The sequence below is a fragment of the Micromonospora sp. WMMC264 genome (assembly GCF_027497275.1).
Lineage (GTDB): Bacteria > Actinomycetota > Actinomycetes > Mycobacteriales > Micromonosporaceae > Micromonospora > Micromonospora chalcea.
The window spans coordinates 3,310,453-3,328,289 of sequence record NZ_CP114907.1 but is presented as its reverse complement, the minus strand read 5'-3'; the positions used below and the strand labels follow the sequence as shown (position 1 = coordinate 3,328,289).

Genomic DNA, 17,837 nt, shown 5'->3' with positions numbered 1-17,837 from the left:
GCCGCGTCGTCTACGGTTTCCCGGTGACCGCACCGCCCCTCGACCCGCCACACGGCGCCGGCGACCCCGCCGTAGCCGCGGAGCTGGCCGCCGAGGTCGACGGTGTGGTGCCCGCCGACGCGGGCACCGGCGAGCAGACCAGTGGCTTCACGGTCCGGCTGGACAACTTCACCGGCCCGTTCGACCTGCTGCTCCAGCTGATCAGCAAGCACAAGCTGGACGTCACCGAGGTGGCGCTGCACAAGGTCACCGACGAGTTCATCGCGTACCTGCGGGCGATGGGCGACCAGTGGGACCTGGACGAGACCAGCGAGTTCCTGCTCGTCGCCGCCACCCTGCTCGACCTGAAGGCGGCCCGGCTGCTGCCCTCCGCCGAGGTGGAGGACGAGGAGGACCTGGCGCTGCTGGAGGCGCGGGACCTGCTGTTCGCGCGGCTGCTGCAGTACAAGGCGTACAAGGAGGCCGCCGCGCACATCGCCGAGCTGGAGGCGGTCGGCGGACGGCGCTACCCGAGGGCGGTCACGCTCGAACCCCGGTACGCCGAGGCGCTGCCCGACCTGGTGCTCGGCATCGGTCCCGAGCGGCTGCGCAAGCTCGCGGTCAAGGCGATGAGCCCGAAACCGGTGCCCGAGGTGTCCATCGCACACGTGCACATGGTCCGGGTCAGCGTCCGCGAACACGCCGGCATCATCGCCGACCGGCTGCGCCGCGCCGGGATCGCCACGTTCTCGCTGCTCTGCGCCGACTGTGAGATGACGCTCGAGGTGGTGGCCCGGTTCCTGGCGCTGCTGGAGCTGTACCGGCAGGGCCTCGTGGCGTTCGTGCAGGAGCAGGCGCTGGAGGAGCTGACCGTCCGCTGGACCGGCCCGGTCGACGGCGAGGCCGAGCTGACAGTCGACGAGTACGCCGGCAGCCCCGAACCCACGACCACGTCCGTCCCCGCCGCACCGGCCGACGCCGCGGCTGCTCCGGCCGACGTCGGCGCCGGGGTGAGCGACGCCGCCGTGCCGGGCGACGTCGCCGCAGATGCCGCATCCGACGCCGCCGTGCCCAGCGAGACGGCGGACGAACACGCACCGACGCAGGAGTGAACGGATGAGCGACCAGGAACGCCGCGACTCCCTGGCCGACCAGGCCGCCGCATGGGTGCCCCCGTGGGAGCGTCCCGCCCCGCCCCGGCCAGCCCCGGACGATTCCGACGCACCGGCCGAGCACCCGGACCCCGACATCCCGGACACCACCGATTCCCGGGAAGCAGATCTCGACGCGACACCGGATTCCTCGGCGGATCTTGGAAGCGAAGGGCCCTCAGAGGGGCCCATTCCTTCCAAGATCGCCACGGTTCAGGGGGATCTTGGTACGGGGACGCCCCTCGGAGGGCGGGACCGTACCAAGATCTCGGGAGAGGCCGGGACGGACGACGCCGGGGGAGACGTCGGCCTGCCCGCGCGGGACGCGGCGCCGGGGGCGGGTGGGGGAGCGGGTGCTGAGGGCGTACCCGCCAAGCGGGGACGGCGGCGGGCCGCGCCGGAACCGGTGCCCGCGCCGGTCCTGGACGACGCGGAGCTGCGCGGCGCCCTGGAGGCGATCCTGCTCGTGGTGGACCAGCCGGTCAGCGAGCTGGTCCTGGCCGAGGTCCTGGAGCAGTCCCCGGAACGGGTCGGCGCGATGCTCGACGAGATCGCCGCCGGATACACCGCCGCCGGGCACGGGTTCGACCTGCGCCGGGCGGCGGGTGGCTGGCGTCTCTACACCCGGCCGGAATACGCCACCTACGTCGAGCGGTTCGTACTGGACGGGCAGTCCGTGCGGCTGACCCAGGCCGCGCTGGAGACCCTCGCCGTGGTCGCCTACCGGCAGCCGGTGACCCGTTCGCGCATCTCGGCCATCCGGGGTGTCAACTGCGACGGGGTGCTCCGTACCCTGGTGGGTCGCGGCCTGGTCGAGGAGTGCGGCACCGAAGCGGACAGCGGCGCCTACCTCTACCGGACCACCACCATGTTCCTGGAGAAGCTGGGGCTGAACTCGGTGGACGACCTGCCGCCCCTGGCCCCGTTCCTTCCCGACGACGTAGAAGAGCTTGCCGATGCGACGCGATGACCGTGCCCCGAAGCCCGACGCCCCCGTGTACGAGGGCGCCGAGCGCCTGCAGAAGGTGCTCGCCGCCGCGGGGGTGGGTTCCCGGCGCGCCTGTGAAGACCTGATCTTCCGGCGCCGGGTCACCGTGAACGGGCGGGTGGCGCAGCTCGGCGACAAGGCCGACCCGGCCCGCGACGTGATCGTCGTCGACGGGGAGCGGCTCCAGGCCGACGTCCGCCTGGTCTACGTGGCGATGAACAAGCCGCGCGGCGTGGTCACCACCATGGCTGACGAGAAGGGCCGCACCGAGCTCGCCGACTTCATCGGCGCGCGGCTGGAGCAGCGGGTCTACCACGTCGGGCGACTGGACGCCGACAGCGAGGGCCTGCTCCTGCTCACCAACGACGGCACCCTCGCGCACAAGCTCATGCACCCGTCGTACGAGGTGCTCAAGACCTACCTCGCCGAGGTGGCCGGGCCGATCCCGCGCAACCTGGGCAAGCGCCTCGCCGCCGGCGTCGAGCTGGAGGACGGGCCGGTGAAGGTCGACGGGTTCAAGCTGGTCGACACGCTCGGCAAAACCGCCCAGGTGGAGCTGACCCTGCACGAGGGGCGCAAACACATCGTCCGGCGCCTGATGGCCGAGGTGGGACACCCGGTGTCCCGCCTGATCCGTACCTCGATCGGTCCGATCAAGCTCGGCGACCTGCGCACCGGGCGGCTGCGGCGGCTGACGAACGCGGAGGTCGCCGCCCTGTTCAAGGCCGTGGGTGACTGACCCGCCGATCGGGGTACGGCTGCCGGTAGGCTTCGACGCGGTCCGCGGGCCGGCGCGTGCCGCCCGGCGGGACGCCCGCGCGGCGCGGGCATGATTGACGACAGAACCATCCGCTCAACGGCGCCCGGGAATCCGGGCGACCCGCGAGGTACGGGCTGAGGAGGACAACGGTGGAGGAGAACGTACCGGCCGGGCGATGTGTGGTCGCTGTGGACGGGCCGTCCGGTTCGGGGAAGTCCACCGTGTCGCGGCGGCTGGCCGCGGGCCTCGGCGCCCGCTACCTCGACACCGGCGCCATGTACCGGGCGCTGACCTGGGCGGTCCTGCGCTCCGGCGTGGAACTCACCGACGCCGAGTCGGTGGCAAAGGTCGCCGCCGAGGCCGACCTGCGCATCGGCACCGACCCCCAGGGGTACGCCGTGACGGTCGACGGCACCGACGTGTCCACCGCCATCCGCGGCGCCGAGGTGACCGCCGCCGTGTCAGCGGTGGCCGCCGTCGCCGCCGTACGCGAGCTGCTGGTGGACCGGCAGCGGCGGGTGATCGCCGACGCGGGCCGGATCGTGGTCGAAGGCCGGGACATCGGCTCGGTGGTCGCGCCGGACGCGGACCTGAAGGTGTACCTGACCGCCTCCGAGGCGGCGCGCGCGAAGCGGCGCAGCGCCGAGGACGCCGCCGACGTCGCGGCGACCGCCGCGGACCTGGCCCGCCGGGACCGCCTCGACTCGACCCGCAAGGTCAACCCGCTGCAGCAGGCCCCCGACGCGGTGGTGCTGGACACCACCGAGCTGGGCATCGACGAGGTAGTGGCCCGCCTGCGCGAGATGCTCACGGAGCGGGGTGCCGCGTGAGTCAGGATTTCGAAGGCTGGGTGGAGCTGCGCGAGCCGGAGGTCGACTCCGGTGAGCCGGCCGGCCCGCAGCCCGTGGTGGCCGTGGTCGGCCGCCCCAACGTGGGCAAGTCCACGCTCGTCAACCGCATCATCGGCCGCCGGCAGGCGGTCGTGGAGGACATTCCCGGCGTGACCCGGGACCGCGTGCCCTACGACGCGCAGTGGAACGGCCGGGCGTTCACGGTGGTGGACACCGGCGGCTGGGAGCCCGACGCCAAGGACCGGGCCGCGGCCATCGCCGCCCAGGCCGAGACCGCGGTGGCGACCGCCGACGTGGTGCTGTTCGTGGTGGACGCCATGGTCGGCGCCACCGACGTGGACGAGGCCGCGGTGAAGATGCTGCGCCGCAGCGCCAAGCCGGTGATCCTCATCGCCAACAAGGCCGACAACACCACCATCGAGATGGAGGCGACCTCGCTGTGGTCGCTCGGCCTCGGTGAGCCGTTCCCGATCTCGGCGCTGCACGGCCGCGGTTCCGGCGACCTGCTCGACGCCATCCTCGACGCGCTGCCCGAGGCGCCCGCGATCGTGGAGAACCGGCCGCGCGGCCCACGCCGGGTGGCGCTGGTCGGCCGCCCCAACGTCGGCAAGTCCAGCCTGCTCAACCGCTTCTCCGGCGAGGAGCGGGCGGTGGTCGACTCGGTCGCCGGCACCACAGTGGACCCGGTCGACAGCCTGGTCGAGATCGGCGGCGAGACCTGGCAGCTGGTCGACACCGCCGGTCTGCGCAAGCGCGTCGGCAAGGCCAGCGGCACCGAGTACTACGCCAGCCTGCGTACCGCCTCGGCGATCGAGGCGGCCGAGGTCGCCGTGGTGCTGATCGACTCCAGCGAGGTGATCAGCGAGCAGGACCAGCGGATCCTCACCATGGTCGTCGAGTCCGGCCGGGCGCTGGTCATCGCGTTCAACAAGTGGGACCTGGTCGACGGCGACCGCCGCTACTACCTGGACAAGGAGATCGACCGCGAGCTGCGGCGCATCCCCTGGGCGATCCGGCTGAACCTGTCCGCCAAGACCGGCCGCGCCGTCGACAAGCTCGCACCCGCGCTGCGCAAGGCCCTCGCGAGCTGGGAGACGCGGATCCCGACCGCGCAGCTCAACCAGTGGCTCACCGCGCTGGTCCAGGCCACCCCGCACCCGGTACGCGGCGGACGCGCCCCGCGCATCCTGTTCGCCACCCAGGCCGGGGCGGCGCCGCCGCGGTTCGTGCTGTTCACCACCGGCCCGCTCGACGCGGGGTATCAGCGCTTCGTCGAGCGCAAGCTCCGCGAGGAGTTCGGCTTCGAGGGCAGCCCGATCGAGATCTCGGTACGCCCGCGCAAGAAGCTCGGCCCCGGCGGCCGGGGCAAGGCCCACGGCTGACGCGCTCTCTGCTTGCCGCTCTTGGTGTTGTCGCGCCACACCCTCCTAGGATGCTCTAGGGGGTGTGGCGCGCGGCGCGGGAGGGGCCTCTGCGGACGGTGCGAAGATCCTGCGCTAAGCTGTACCGGCTGCCGCAGGGGAGACCCGGCGGGGGGCATCGGGACGTGGCGCAGCTTGGTAGCGCACTTGACTGGGGGTCAAGGGGTCGTCGGTTCGAATCCGGCCGTCCCGACAAAGAAAAAGCCCTGACCAGCTGAAACACTGGTCAGGGCTTTGATTTTCTTCGATGGAGATTTGAACCGCCCCCCGAAAACCCCCCGTTTACGCGGTGCGGCAACCAAGTTCGTCATCGGTGTGCATCGTTCTCTCCTGGCGGCGGTCCTTGGTTGCTCGGGTGGCTGCCGAGCCGTTCGAGGATGCCGGACACGTCTGGGGCTTGTACCGGCTTGGCGATGTAGTAGGTGTCGGTGACCTCCTCGCTGGAGTGCCCGAGTTGCGCTGCCGCGCTCTTGGTATCGATCTCCTCCTTGATGAGGGTGGCGACGGTCTTTCGGAAGGTGTGCGGGGTGACCCAGTCGAGGTCGGCTTCGGCGCGGGCCTGGCGCCACTGACGGCGGACGTTGTTGGGGGAGAGCCAGGTGCCTCGTCGGGAAGCGAAGATCGCGTCGTGGGGGTTGTCCGCGGCGGTGAGTTTGCGGGCCATGAGCATGCCGACCGCGAACCGGGGGAGGACGACCCTCCGGTAGCCGGCGTCGCTCTTGGTCCAGGGCTGTCGGAAGAAGCCCTGGCTCTTGATGAAGACCAGCGTTCCGCAGATCGTCAGGGTTGGTCGTTCGGCGGCGAGGTCCAGGTCCTCCCAGCGGAGGGCCAGGATCTCGCCGATACGGGCGCCGGTGGCGAGCATGAGGTCGACGACCTCGGCCAGGTCGCCGCTGTGCCGAGGCCCGGGCTTACCAGGGATCGGTCGCTGCCATTCGCGGATCGCCGTACGGACGGCTTGGAGTTGCTCGGCGGACAGGACGACGACGGTGCGACGGGGTTTGCGGAGTCGGCCGGTGTCGCGGACCGGGTTGGTGGGGATGGCGCCGTGGCGTATGGCCAGAGCGAACATCTGACTGAGTACCACCTTCACGCCTTTGGCGGCTGAAGGGCGGTCCTTGGCGATGTCGCGCAGGAACCGGTCGAGGCGTCCGACGCTGGCTTCCCGGATTCGGAGGTTGCCGAGGGCGGGCAGGATCGAGGTGCGAACGCTGGTCGCGTATCGGTGGATGGTCTGTGGCGCGATGCGTTCCTCGGCGGTGATCTCTTCGACCCACAGTTCGGCGAGGGCACTGATGCGCGTTTCGCGGGTGATCTCGTCGTCGGTGGGGGTGGCACGGTCTCGGAGTTTGACCTTCAAGGCCCGTTCGGCGGCCGGGCCTGTGGTGTCGGTGGCCTCGATGTCGCGGGTGATGCCGTCGTAGTCGCGGAACCGGGCGCGTGCCCGGAATCTCTTCGGACCGAGTTTCTCGATCCGGATTTTTCCGGAGGTGCCGATGGCCAGTTCAGGTCGGGCCATGGTTCACCGCTCCGCGTCGGTGTGGTCTTCGAGCCAGCGCTCGACCTCGCTGCGCCGGTAGCGCAGGGTGTTGCCGACGCGGATGGCGCGAGGGCCCTTGCCTCGGCTGTGCCAGGCGTAGAGGGTGTTCTTGGGCTTGCCCAACCAGGCCGCGAGGTCGTCGATGGTCAGGAGTGGGTCTGGTCGCCATTCGGAGGCGGCGGGGCCGTTCATCGCCGGTCCAGGACGTCGGTCGAACCGGGCTGCCAGCGCCGCGTCGTGCGGTTGGCAGTTGGCCGGCGTGCGTCGGCACCTGGTCTGGATCCCGGGCCGGTTCGGGGTCGGGGCGGGCATGGATCATGCCTCCTTTTGTTGGCCCGGCGCTGCTGGGGCCGGGGGTGAACGGGGCCGTCGCTACGACCCGCGGGTGCGACATCTGACAGCTGTGGCCGTCTATCCATCCGTTGCGTCCCCCAGGGGTCAAGCCAAGGGCTGGGCTCGTCCTCGAAGAGGCATCGCAGGCTCTGTATCGATCGCGGACGGACGGTGTCCCCCTGGTCCTGCGGACCGCTGGATGGCGGACAGAGGGCGTCAGTCGAGCCCTCGCTCGCCAGTTGCGAGACGCGGTGCGTCTCCGTACCGAGCTGGGTGTGGAAACGCGCGATCCGGGTCGCGGTGCTCGCGCACCCGGTCATCTCGATGCAGATTGGGAAGCTCTGGAGTGTTCTCATCGTCAATTGCCTTTCGGTCAGGCTGATGTGTGGGTTGGTGCTGGTCGTGGTCTGCGATATCCGGGCGCGTGGAACCGGTGACCTCCTTGCTCCAGAGGGCATGCGCGGATGGCCCACCGAGCAGAGAGGCTCGGCAGGCTGGCTCGATTGAATGGACGGCCCGCCGATCTCGGCGGGCCGTCATCTGTTGGAGCGCTGCCTGGTGCTCACCCCGGTGGCGCCGTCATTTGCCGGACAGCGGTGAGTCCCGAGGGCTAGCGCCGGTGTTTGCTCTGACGACGCGTCAGGCTGTGTGGCTGCTGCCCGCGAGCCGGCGCAATGCCTGCCCGGCACCGGGGTAGGCGAGCCGCAAGGTGTAAGCGGCGAGTTGAACGGCCCACCAGGTGAGGGCGACGAGGTAACCGACCAGCAGAGCGCTGCTGGTATCGCTGGTGAAGACGATGGCGTAGCCGATGGCGAGCCCAGGGACCGTGATGGTGCGGGTGGTGCGGCTTCGGCTGGTGGTCAGGGCGGTGGCGATGCCGAGCAGTGCTGCTCCGGCGCTGCCGATGAGGCCGGGCATGCCAGTCAGGTCGACCGGTGGGGTGAGGGTGATCGCCGCGCGCATGAGACAGATGCCGGTGGCGGCGATGGCGGCGGGCAGGGCCGCCGGACGAGTGCGCGCGAGCCAGTAGGACAGTTGCCGAGCCGCAATGCGGGGAGCGGTGGCGCCGATGATCGCGGCGCAGACAGCGAGGGGGAGTGCGGAGCCGAGCGTCCATTTCAGGTATGGCTCATAGCCGAACTGGACGGCGGTGCCGGTGGCGAGGCCGTAGAGGGCGGCGGCGGTTGATCCGCCGACGGCGGCGGCGAGGTATCCGCGTCTGATGAGGTGGCCGGTGGTGGGTCTAGAGGTGGCTGCGTCGGTGGTGCCGGCGAGCCAGGTGGTGGGGGCGAGGTGCGCCACGGCGAATGCGGTGAGCATGGTGAGGGCACCGGCGACGCCCAGTTGAGGCAGGGAGAGGCGGACGCCGACGACCTGGACGGAGTAGGTCGTGACGATGTCCGCGGTGAGGATGGTCTGTAGGAGCACGGTGAGCGAGCAGACGCCGAGAATGATGGCGCTGGTCAGGTCACGGACGCGGAGCCGAACTCGTGGCAGTGCGGTGTCGTTGGCGGTGCTTGCTGTCTGGTGATGGGCTGCGGTGAGCGCGAGGGCGCCGTCAGCGAGGGCGTGGGAGTGACCGTCGAGGGCGATCGGAGTGTGCCCGGTGACGGCCGCGAGGCGTTCCTGTAGGCCCGGGATTGCTCTGGCTTCCCGGTGGATCACGTGGCTGAGGTGCTGCTGGCTGATGTCGGCGGCGTCGAGGATGCCTTGGACGGCATTGGCGGCCTCGTCGAGGAGAGGCTGCGCTGCGGCGGTGACGTCGTCGCGGGTCAGAACGGCCGGTGGGCGGGGCGAGGGCAGGAGAACGGGTGCGCGTTCCTGAGTTGAGAGGGCGGTCCTGGCCTGGCGGATGGACTCCAGTAGTGCCGCGTCGGCTGGCTCGGGTATGGCCTGTATTTCGGGTCGTTGTGACGGGTCGTCCGCGATGCTGCGGGTCAAGAGGTGCTGCGCGAGGTCTCGGTCCAGGTCGCGGCTCGGGCTCACCTGGCGGGTGGCGAGTTCCCGGTACCCGTCGCGGCTGGCTTGCAGGACGGTCAGCGTGATGGGACGCCGCTCGGCGTCGCAGATCAGCAGACATGTGCCATCCGGGGCGTGGCCGGCGGTCGCGTAAGCGGCGAGTGCTGCTGGCGCGGTGACCATGGCCGGTGCGGGGAGGCCTGCCCGGGCTGCCGCGTCGGTGAGATGCCCCCGTCGGCGCGGTCCCCAGGCCGACGGGATGGTCACGGTCAGAGCGGCGACCGGTACGGCGACTTGGCGGACTGCCTGGTCAGCGACGTACCACAGCTGCCCGGCGAGCAGCTGTACGGCGTCCACCGGCGGCTCGGCGTCAGCCGCGTGCAGGAGGTCCACCGGGTCTCGGATGAACCGGTGACCTACCGAGGGCTCCGGCAGCCCGTTGACGCCGGGGTGAAGTTGACCGGCGGGGTCGATCACGATGCCGTGCGGCATGACGATGCGGCCGTTGAGCAGGACGGGGATCCGGGTGCCATCGCGGTCGACGGTGGCGGCGATTGCCGACGACGTGAGATCGATCGATAGTCGCGTGCCCCCGCTTGGCATGCGAGGCAGTCTCTCCCGACCGGGGCGTAGATCGTCAACCACGTTCTCATCCCGTGATCCATTGTGCGCGCATGGTGAGAATCCTTCCTGAGGAGATGGCCCTCGATGGGTATCGCCGTGTATGCGAGAGGAAAGGGATCTACCAAGCGGGGGGACGGACAGGATGTCGCAGCAATCCCCGGACAGCGGCAACCGGCTAGCCGAATACGCGCGTCCCACGGTGTACGTCCCGCCCGCGTCGACACCGCCGCGCCACACAGCGGGGCGGGTGTCCTCCGTGATCCGACCGGTCCGGGCCACCGTAGCCACGGTCGTGTTCCTGGCCGGGGTACCGGCGCTGCTGGTGTCCCTTGACGGGAACCCGCTGCGGAGGTGGCCGTCCTGGACGCAGGTGGTGGCATGGTTCGATCAGCCGAACGAACGGTTCACCTCGACCGTCCTGGCCGGCGCGGCCGTCTGGGCGGTGTGGCTGTTGTGGGCCGTGCTCGCGCTGCTGCTGATCGCCGAGATGATCGCGCTGGCGACCCGATGGCGGATCCCGGTGCTACGGCTTCCCGCACCACTGCACCGGCTCGTGTTCGGCCTGGCCGGCACCGCGGCCATCGCCGTCACCTCCGTCGGCCAACTGAACACCGGCGGCGCTCGACCACCGGCGGCCGTCGACGCGGCCGAGGCAGTAGCTGTTCCTCAACAAGCCCTCGCCCAGGGGCCGGCACTGATTCAGGTCGGCAACACCCGCTACCTGTACACCGTCGAGCGACACGACACCCTGTCGAAGATCGCCAAGCAGTGGCTCGGTGACGCCGGCCGCTGGCCGGAAATCTGCCGCATGAACAAACACCGCCACTTTCCCCAGGTCGGCGGCACACTGCGTGACTGCGACTTGATCTACCCGGGCTGGGAACTGCGGCTACCCGCCGATGCCCAACCCCCACAGACCGCCATCCCGGGCCGCCGCCCGCGCTCACCGCGACCCGGCCCCGTCGCCCCATCCCCACCGCCGAACAACCCGCCGGAAGCCCTGCAGCCCACCGATCCGCCCACGGAAAACCATGAGACGGCCGCCGCGCCCAGGAGCTCTTCGCCGACCACATCCGCCGCACCGGATCCCGGGTCACCCACCGACGCTCCCACGCGGCCTTCGTCCTCGCCGGAAGCCAACGGCGCGCAACACCCGCAGGACACCGACCACCAGCGGGGTCTGCAGCTGACCTCCGCGGAGTGGCTGCCCTGGTCCCTCGCCGCCGCCATCAGCGCGGCCGCAGTCCTGGTGTGGCGGCAGCGCCGGCGCCGCTACACCGGTGACCCCCACGACGATCCACCCACCGACCTGCCGCCCTCGGTGGCCGAACTGCGCCGTGCCGTGGCCCGAAACCCCGACCTCCCGCACCCCGACGACGGGGCACCACTGGCCACCCTTGTCCCGCTGCCGTCCGGTGGCCTCGGCCTCGTCGGCGACGGCGCAGCTACCGCCGCACGCGCCACCCTCGTAGCAGTACTTGCTTCCGGCGACCCACAACACCCCAACGCGCGCGGCGAAGTCGTCATCGACGCCGCTACCCTCACCACGCTGCACGGCACCGAAATGACGACCGTCAGCTCATGGCCGCGCCTGCACATCACCGACACCCTCGACGACGCACTCACCACGATCGAGACCCTGCTGCTGCACCGCAGCCGCCTACTCGACGAACAGACGTTGACCGACCCCGATGAGCAGCAACAACCGAAGGCTCCGGAAGTGGAGGTTCTGTCTCCGGTCGTCCTCATCACAGAGACACCAGCCGCAGCAGCCGCAGCCCGCGTCAAAGCGGCTCTAGCCGCGGGCGCCAGCAGGCAGGTATTCGGGGTACTGCTCGGTGAGTGGCCCCCCGGCGTCACCATTGACGTAGCGCCAGACGGACAGACCACCCTCATATCCGGTCGGCCAGCCGAACCGCTACCGCCGCGCCTACCCGTGCTCGAACCCACCACAGCGATCCAGACCCTGACCACGCTGCGAGAAGCACAAACCGGAGAACCTTCAGCGACAACCTCGCCAGCTGAGCCAACCAAGGTCATTGCCCTGCAGGCCAGCCGCAACGCCACCGCACCTCAGGACCAGCCCGCGCCGACCCCAGCCCTCTCCGACGGCGTCGCCGGGAAGGCCCGACTTCGAGTGCTCGGCCTGCCGCGGATCGAGGACATCACCAAACCGGGCCGACCGTTGCGCGCCAAAGCCCTCGAACTCGCCGTCTTCCTGGCCTGCCACCCCGACGGCGTCACCACCCGCGACATCGGCGAATACCTCGAACCTGACGCCCGCCTCAGCCAAGCAGACCAGCGCGTACACACCAACGCCTCAAACCTGCGACACGTCCTCGGCCGTGCCGGCACGGCCGAGACGAAGAACGCCTACGTCATCAAAACCGCTGGCCGGTATCGACTCGATCCGACGACGGTCGACGTCGACGTGTGGACTCTGCGTGACCTCATGCGCCGCGCCAGCATCGCCAGCGGACCGCGACGCCACGAACTGTTGACCGCCGCCTGTGCACTCTACAACGCGCCACTGGCCGCGGGGCAGGACTACGAGTGGCTGCAGCCCCACCGCGAGACCGTGCGCCGCTGGGGCACCGAAGCCCACCTACTCCTCGCCGAAGACCTGCTCAAGCCAGACCCGCAGGCCGCATCTGACCTGCTGAACAAAGCCATCGTCCTAGACCGGTACAACGAAGCCCTTTACACCAAGGCTATGCACGCCCGGCACGCCCTCGGCGATGCGGACGGCATTCGTACTCTTCTGCGCGCCCTGACGAGAGTGCTCGCCGACCTCGACGCTCAACCGAGCGAAGAAACAATCGCCCTAGCCGTCCGGCTCGGTGCAGAGTTGACCCGTGGGTGACCCGAACACATGAGAATCCGCGCGGCGGCGATGCGGATCCGTACCGGTGTGAACGGCACGGAGGACACCGACGGAAAGGTGGCGGGCGATGATCTCCTCCGGTGAGGCGAGCGAAGGATCAATCTTTCAGCATTAGCAGAACGCTCCTGGGATTGGGGCGGTGGACGAGACCACGACGTTCCAGTTCTTTGACCACTGCGGTACGAATGCCTTTGACCTCGCGCCCTATTGAGGCGGAACTCTTCCATCATCCACGGATAGAGCGGCTCGCGACAGACCCGGCACCCATCCTCAATCGTGGCGTGTTCCTGAATGAACTGGTAGACGGCCTCCGCGTATTCGGACGTCCGCGGCATGAGTTCCTCCTCCGAGCCCAAGTCGGAAGCTACAGCTACGCCTAGCCGATCGGTATCGTTCTCGTGGCGGATTTCCGAGAGCCGTGTCCGGCGATCCTGCAGCTTGGCGGTCGAGCCTCCGCTGGCTCTCGCGCCCAGCCATGCCTCCTGTCCTGCTCTTCTGCCGCCCTCAGAGTGGGCAGCCGGCGGGAGGCATGTGCGCGCCGGTCAGCTCACGGCGGGACCGTCGAGACAGCCGACTTCGGTCGAGCCCGAAGCGACGCGGACGTAATACCCCCAGTGGCGTAGGACCAGCGCGACCTTTGTGGCGCCGACTGGGTTGGCGGAGTGGACGTTGATGACGCCGACGTCAAAGTGGCGCTTGTCGAAGGCCGCCCGTTCCAGGACCTCCACGACCGGCCAGATCGTGTCATCCCCGCCGAGGTCATGGTCCAGCCACAACTCGTCCAAGCGCCGGTCTCGGTACCGACCAAGGAGCTCAACTCCGGCGTCGCTGGTGCGGGCCACCTCGGCGGTGCGGCCATCCACGAACGAACGTAGGTCATCCACCAAGACGATCATTCGGTCAGCGTTCAGTCGATGATGATGCCTGGCACCGTCGCGATCCGGCATTCGGATTAGCCGCGACCCGAGGGCCAGTGAACGCCCACCGAGCACTCGTCGTGAGTAGCGGACTTAGGCCGTCGAGTTGCACTTGAGGTCGTTGGTTGAGCAGGCGCGAGGGCTACGATGGTCGACAAGCGGCATCCGGCGGCATCGACTGTCCCGCACCCAGGAATGTGCCCTTCTCAAGCAGGCTCCTGAACGATCCGTCGGATCTTGGCGATCTGGTCGTTCCAGCTGCTCAGCTGAGTGATCTTGACGACGTCGCCGGTCTGCGGTGCTTGGATGATGAGTCCTTCGCCGAGGTACATGCCGACGTGGCGTGGGTGGGCCGGGGTGCCGTTGCTGCCGGGGATCAGGATGAGGTCGCCGGGTAGCAGGCGGGTCGGGCTGGCTACTGGTGAGCCGGCGTTGGCTTGGTCGGTGGTGACGCGAGGAATGGAGATGCCGGCTGCTCGGTAGGCCGCTTGCATCAGGGATGAGCAGTCGCACTGTTTGTGGGGGTCGTTGGAGTGCGGGTCGGTGCACGAGCCGCCGAAGTGGTAGGGCGTGCCGAGCTGGGCAGCGGCCCAGAACACCGCGGTTGTCACCGCTGGCGAGGTGTCGGAGGGCAGCGTGAATCCGGCAGGTAGGGCGGCCAGTGCATCGGGGGTGCAGTCGGCGAGGGTGCTGGTGAGTTGCTCCATCAGGCGGAGGGCATCGTTGGTCCATGTGGCGTACGCATCGGGGAAGGCCGAGGCTTGGACCGCCTGGGCGACCTGGGTGAGCGGCATCGACTCCCAGCCGGGGATTGTGAGGAGCTTGTCGAAGAACTTGCCGGCCTGATACGCGGGTTCAGCCAGTTGTGCGACGGTGCCCCATCCCTGGCTGGGGCGTTGTTGGAACACCCCGATGGAGTCGTGGTCGTTGCGGGTGCCTAGATGGGGCAGGTTGCGGAGGCGGGATTCCTGCATGGCGGTGGCGACGGCGATGACCCAGCCCCATCGAGGGACGCCTTTGGTGACGCCGGTGTCGATGATGGTCGCGGCTACGTCAACTTGCTCGGCATCCCAGGCGCCGACGGTAGGCGGTCGCCCGGCGGGACGCATGGTGGGTGTGGCGGCGATGCCGCACCCCCTGGAGTCGCCGCCCATGACGGCCGTCAGCAGGAGCATGGGCAGGCCGAGGCAGGCAACGACGACGAGGCTGACAATGCCGGTGATGGCTCTAGTCATGGCGGCGGCCTCTCAATACGGCTGGGGATGGCTGATCGGACAGGGACAGTCGGGAGCGCTTGTCGGCGGTGGAGCGGACAGGTGCGCGGAGGGCTTCCAAGGTGGTGAAGCGGAGAATGACCGTGGGCCCCCACGTGGGCGGCCCACCTCGAGCTGCTCGATCAGCCGATGAACGTGAGGCGCGTCAACACCGGCTGGCCTCAGCCCCTGTACCTCGGTTGTGCCTGGACCGGTCCTTGGCCGTCTGGTGCTGGGTGGTGTGGCGGTAGATCGCGATGCATCGGAGGATCAGCTCGTGTGATGGCAGGGTCAGTAGCCGCTGCCGTTTGTCCTCGCGAAGCTTGTCCCAGATGAGGACGGTGACGCTGGCGGACCACACGTCCACAAGCACGCCGTCGATTTTGGCGTACTGCCGGGCGGCGAGGATGCGTCGCAGTGTGTCGATGAGCGTGGCGTCGCCCGGCGGGTGGTTGGCGTCGTCGGGGCGGGCGGCCTCGGGCAGCAGGGTGTAGCAGTCCTCGCAGGTGTCCCCGATGCGCGGCGGGTGGTCGGTTTCCCACCGCTGCACATCGGTGGCGGGTAGGCCACATACCGACTGTCGCAGGTCGCGGGGGTGGCGGAGATGGCCGGTCATCGGCGGGTTCTCTGGTTTGCGCCGAGTCTTCGGGTGCGGGGCTGTGTCATCTGAGGTGTCCGTTCCTTCGATGCCGGGGCAGCGGCGCGGGTGACCGCTGCCCCGGCGGCTATGGGTGTGGCGGTCAGATCTTCAGTAGGTCGAAGGCGGCGACTTTCAGGTCGCCGGTGTTGCCGGTCAACACCCGGTTGGCGCGGACGAGGTCGTTCTTGGCGGGCTGGTAGTGGTCGAGGTATTCGGTGATGGCCTGGTATCCGGCCCACCGGCTGCCGGTGATGGCTTTCTGGGTGTCGGCCTCGCGGATCAGGTACTTGAGGGTGCCGAGGCGTTGCTTGGCGTTGTTCTTGGCCTGCTCGGACGCGGTGTCCTTGACCGGCCATACCTGCGCGACGACGTTTTCGAACTCCCGCATGGTCAGCTCCGCGTTGAGCATGCGTTCGGCGGCCTTCTCGAAGGTCTCCATGTAGGTCCACATCAGGCCCAGGGCTTCGCGGGCCTGGCTGATCTGGGAGTTGACGTTGGAGGTGTGCCGGAAGGTGTAGTGGCCGACGGCGTGCTGGAAGGCGGCGCGTTGGGTGTTGGCGCAGACCACCCGGATCGGGCTGGCGTCCACCCGCAGGGCGGCGCTGCCGTCGTGGGAGGTGGTGCCGATGAGGTACAGGTCGAGGCGGTCCACCCCGGCGATCTCCATCGCGTCGGGCAGCTTCATCGTGACGAACACGCTCTTGCCGCGGCGCAGGCTGCCGGCGGTTTCGAAGTGGGCGCCGCCGACCTGATCGACGAGCCGGTCGAGCATCTCGGCACACTGCTCGTTCTGGACGACCGTGTAGTCGGTACCGACGATGCCCAGGTATTCGGTCTGGCCGGTGACCGGGTTACGGCGGACGGTCATCCGCTTGTCGTCGGCGGGAACCTGCACCTCGACGCCGTTGACGATGTCGATACCGACGGTGCGGATAGTGCGGACGCCCCAGTCGCCGAGGCGGGCGGCGGCCATGATCTCTTCGGCCTTCATCGTTTCCTGGGTGACGGTGCCGAGCTGGTGCCAGGCCGACAGGCGTGCGCTGGCAAAGGCAGTCGTTCCGTCGGTGAAGGTCTCGAGTTCGTGCGGCACGGATTCTCCTCTCGATGCGCTGGCGGGGGCCGAGCACGCGGCTCGGCCCCCGCAGGGAAGTGGCGTTGGTCAGGACTGGTCGGTGCTGCCCGCGTCGGCCTCGACGGGGTTGTCGCTGTCGGGTTGCGCCGGGTGGACGAAGGTCAGCGGCGCGTCGGAGACCAGGAGGATCCGACCGCCGGCGGCGGCCTTGGTGCAGTTGTTCCGCACGGCCCCGGAGCTGATAGCGCGGCCGAGTTGGCTGGCGAGCACGGTGGCGATGTCCTGCGGGGTCATCTGCTGTCCGGGGTTGGCGGCCAGGACGTCGAGGGTGAGTCTTTCCAGTTCGCCGCGGCTGAACGGTGGGCTGCCGTCGGCGTTGACGGTCCCGTCACCGCGCGGGCCCGTGCTGCGGGCGACGCGCGGCGTGCGGCCGGGTGCGCGCAGCGGCAGGGCGACGACGTGGGTCTGTCCGTCTTCGTCGACGACGTGCAGCGTGCCGTCCGGTCGGATCAGGGGCAGCACCGCCGCTGCAGCGATCGGCATGCTCGTGTGGCCGCGGATGACCTGGGAGCACAGCGGGCAGCGGGGCGGCTCCGGGTTCGGGTCCACCTCACTGGCTCTGGTCGGGCCGGCGACCCACCGCTCTGGTAGGCCGGACAGTCGACGGGCGGCGTCGGCCTGTTCCATCGCGGTCAGCAGCCGGGACGCGGTGGCGTGTCCGATGCCGCTTTCGGCCACGATCAGGTCGATGGTGGTGCCGGCGTCGCCGTAGTCGGCCAGGACTCCCTTGATGGCCATGACCTTGCGGTCACCGGGCCGCGCCGGCTGCACCGCAACGACGGCGGAACTCTCACCGGTCTCGCTGCTGTCGTCGTCGCGTCCGCTGCTGTCGTCGTGATCGGTCTCGTCTCCTGCCTCATCCGGCGCCTTGTTCGCGTGGTCGTCGCGGGATGGATCAGCCGCGCCGCCGTTGGCAGGTTCGCTCGCCGAGGTGTCGAGATGCGATCCGATGAGCTGCTCGCTCTCGTCCGCGGCGGCGGTCTGCTGGTCGCCGAGGTCGACGGCAGCGTCCGGTTCCGCAGCGGCGGCGCCGTCTGGGGCGGGCAGGGCCCACCGGGTGGACGAGCCATCGGCCGCATCGGCGTCGGTGTCCACGGGCACGATCAAGCCGGCGTCGGCCAGGGTCTTGAGTGCCTTGTCGGTGGTCGAGCGCGCTTTTCCGGCGCGGTCGGCCAACTCGTGGACATCGCCCTGGCCAAGATCGGTCAGGGCGTCGAGGACAGCCTGCGCTGCAGGCGTCAGGGACAGGTCTTTCATGGGGTTCCTTCCTTGGGGACGTAGTTCGGAAAGCGGCGCGAGTGAGGCCGCCCGGATGGTGAGCCGGATCGCGGGTGGCAGCCGGGGCGGCAGGCGCGCGTCGGGAGCGCCGTGCCGTGCGAGGTGTGCCATTCGTCGCCCGGTGAAG

At 69.6% G+C, this 17,837-nt stretch carries 14 protein-coding genes and 1 tRNA gene; 7 read left to right on the top strand and 8 right to left on the bottom strand.

Features of this window, described 5'->3' with window-relative positions:
- The first annotated feature begins 23 nt into the window (after positions 1-23).
- The 6 genes from O7542_RS14100 (at position 24) to O7542_RS14075 (ending at position 5,343) form a co-directional block, all read left to right on the top strand.
- The gene (locus tag O7542_RS14100) at positions 24-1,091 is read left to right on the top strand and encodes a segregation/condensation protein A (protein ID WP_069089181.1); all 1,068 of its coding nucleotides are present in this window, start codon (positions 24-26) and stop codon (positions 1,089-1,091) included.
- Between the two features lie 4 nt (positions 1,092-1,095).
- Positions 1,096-2,100: an SMC-Scp complex subunit ScpB gene (scpB, locus tag O7542_RS14095; RefSeq protein WP_082930961.1), complete on the top strand. Its 1,005-nt coding sequence runs from the start codon at positions 1,096-1,098 to the stop codon at positions 2,098-2,100.
- A complete protein-coding gene (locus O7542_RS14090; protein WP_043324891.1) occupies positions 2,087-2,857 on the top strand; it encodes a pseudouridine synthase in 771 nt (256 codons plus the stop codon). Before scpB ends, O7542_RS14090 begins: the two co-directional genes overlap by 14 nt.
- Before the next feature lie 170 nt (positions 2,858-3,027).
- Positions 3,028-3,708 carry a (d)CMP kinase gene (cmk, locus tag O7542_RS14085; protein ID WP_043324890.1) on the top strand — a complete coding sequence of 227 codons (681 nt, stop codon included), beginning with the start codon at positions 3,028-3,030 and terminating at the stop codon, positions 3,706-3,708.
- 20 nt (positions 3,709-3,728) lie between these two features.
- On the top strand, positions 3,729-5,111 hold the full coding sequence (gene der / locus O7542_RS14080) for a ribosome biogenesis GTPase Der (RefSeq protein ID WP_176722856.1): 1,383 nt from the start codon (positions 3,729-3,731) through the stop codon (positions 5,109-5,111).
- 158 nt (positions 5,112-5,269) lie between these two features.
- Positions 5,270-5,343 (top strand) — tRNA-Pro (locus O7542_RS14075).
- Between the two features lie 114 nt (positions 5,344-5,457).
- Here the strand turns inward: O7542_RS14075 and O7542_RS14070 are convergent.
- The 3 genes from O7542_RS14070 to O7542_RS14060 form a co-directional block, all read right to left on the bottom strand.
- A complete protein-coding gene (locus O7542_RS14070) occupies positions 5,458-6,669 on the bottom strand; it encodes a site-specific integrase (protein ID WP_281606417.1) in 1,212 nt (403 codons plus the stop codon).
- Between the two features lie 3 nt (positions 6,670-6,672).
- Complete coding sequence (locus O7542_RS14065) at positions 6,673-6,882, bottom strand: helix-turn-helix domain-containing protein (protein ID WP_030504821.1); 210 nt, start codon at positions 6,880-6,882, stop codon at positions 6,673-6,675.
- 780 nt (positions 6,883-7,662) lie between these two features.
- Positions 7,663-9,585: a hypothetical protein gene (locus tag O7542_RS14060; RefSeq protein ID WP_281606416.1), complete on the bottom strand. Its 1,923-nt coding sequence runs from the start codon at positions 9,583-9,585 to the stop codon at positions 7,663-7,665.
- A gap of 277 nt (positions 9,586-9,862) precedes the next feature.
- On the opposite strand from O7542_RS14060, the gene O7542_RS14055 reads away from it, so the two are divergent.
- Entirely contained in the window at positions 9,863-12,469 is a 2,607-nt protein-coding gene (locus O7542_RS14055) for a LysM peptidoglycan-binding domain-containing protein (protein WP_281606415.1), read from the top strand.
- A 563-nt stretch (positions 12,470-13,032) separates the two neighbouring features.
- Here O7542_RS14055 and O7542_RS14050 read toward each other — a convergent pair.
- The 5 genes from O7542_RS14050 to O7542_RS14030 form a co-directional block, all read right to left on the bottom strand.
- Complete coding sequence (locus O7542_RS14050; RefSeq protein WP_281606472.1) at positions 13,033-13,401, bottom strand: cyclic-phosphate processing receiver domain-containing protein; 369 nt, start codon at positions 13,399-13,401, stop codon at positions 13,033-13,035.
- Positions 13,402-13,613: 212 nt separating this feature from the next.
- The gene (locus O7542_RS14045; protein WP_281606414.1) at positions 13,614-14,642 is read right to left on the bottom strand and encodes a C40 family peptidase; all 1,029 of its coding nucleotides are present in this window, start codon (positions 14,640-14,642) and stop codon (positions 13,614-13,616) included.
- Positions 14,643-14,826: 184 nt separating this feature from the next.
- Positions 14,827-15,276 carry a hypothetical protein gene (locus tag O7542_RS14040; RefSeq protein ID WP_281606413.1) on the bottom strand — a complete coding sequence of 150 codons (450 nt, stop codon included), beginning with the start codon at positions 15,274-15,276 and terminating at the stop codon, positions 14,827-14,829.
- A gap of 124 nt (positions 15,277-15,400) precedes the next feature.
- Positions 15,401-16,390 (bottom strand): DUF932 domain-containing protein, encoded by a 990-nt coding sequence (locus O7542_RS14035; RefSeq protein ID WP_281606412.1) that lies wholly within the window; start codon positions 16,388-16,390, stop codon positions 15,401-15,403.
- Between the two features lie 69 nt (positions 16,391-16,459).
- Positions 16,460-17,689, bottom strand: a complete 1,230-nt coding sequence (locus O7542_RS14030) for a MarR family winged helix-turn-helix transcriptional regulator (RefSeq protein ID WP_281606411.1) — start codon at positions 17,687-17,689, stop codon at positions 16,460-16,462.
- Positions 17,690-17,837 lie beyond the last annotated feature (148 nt).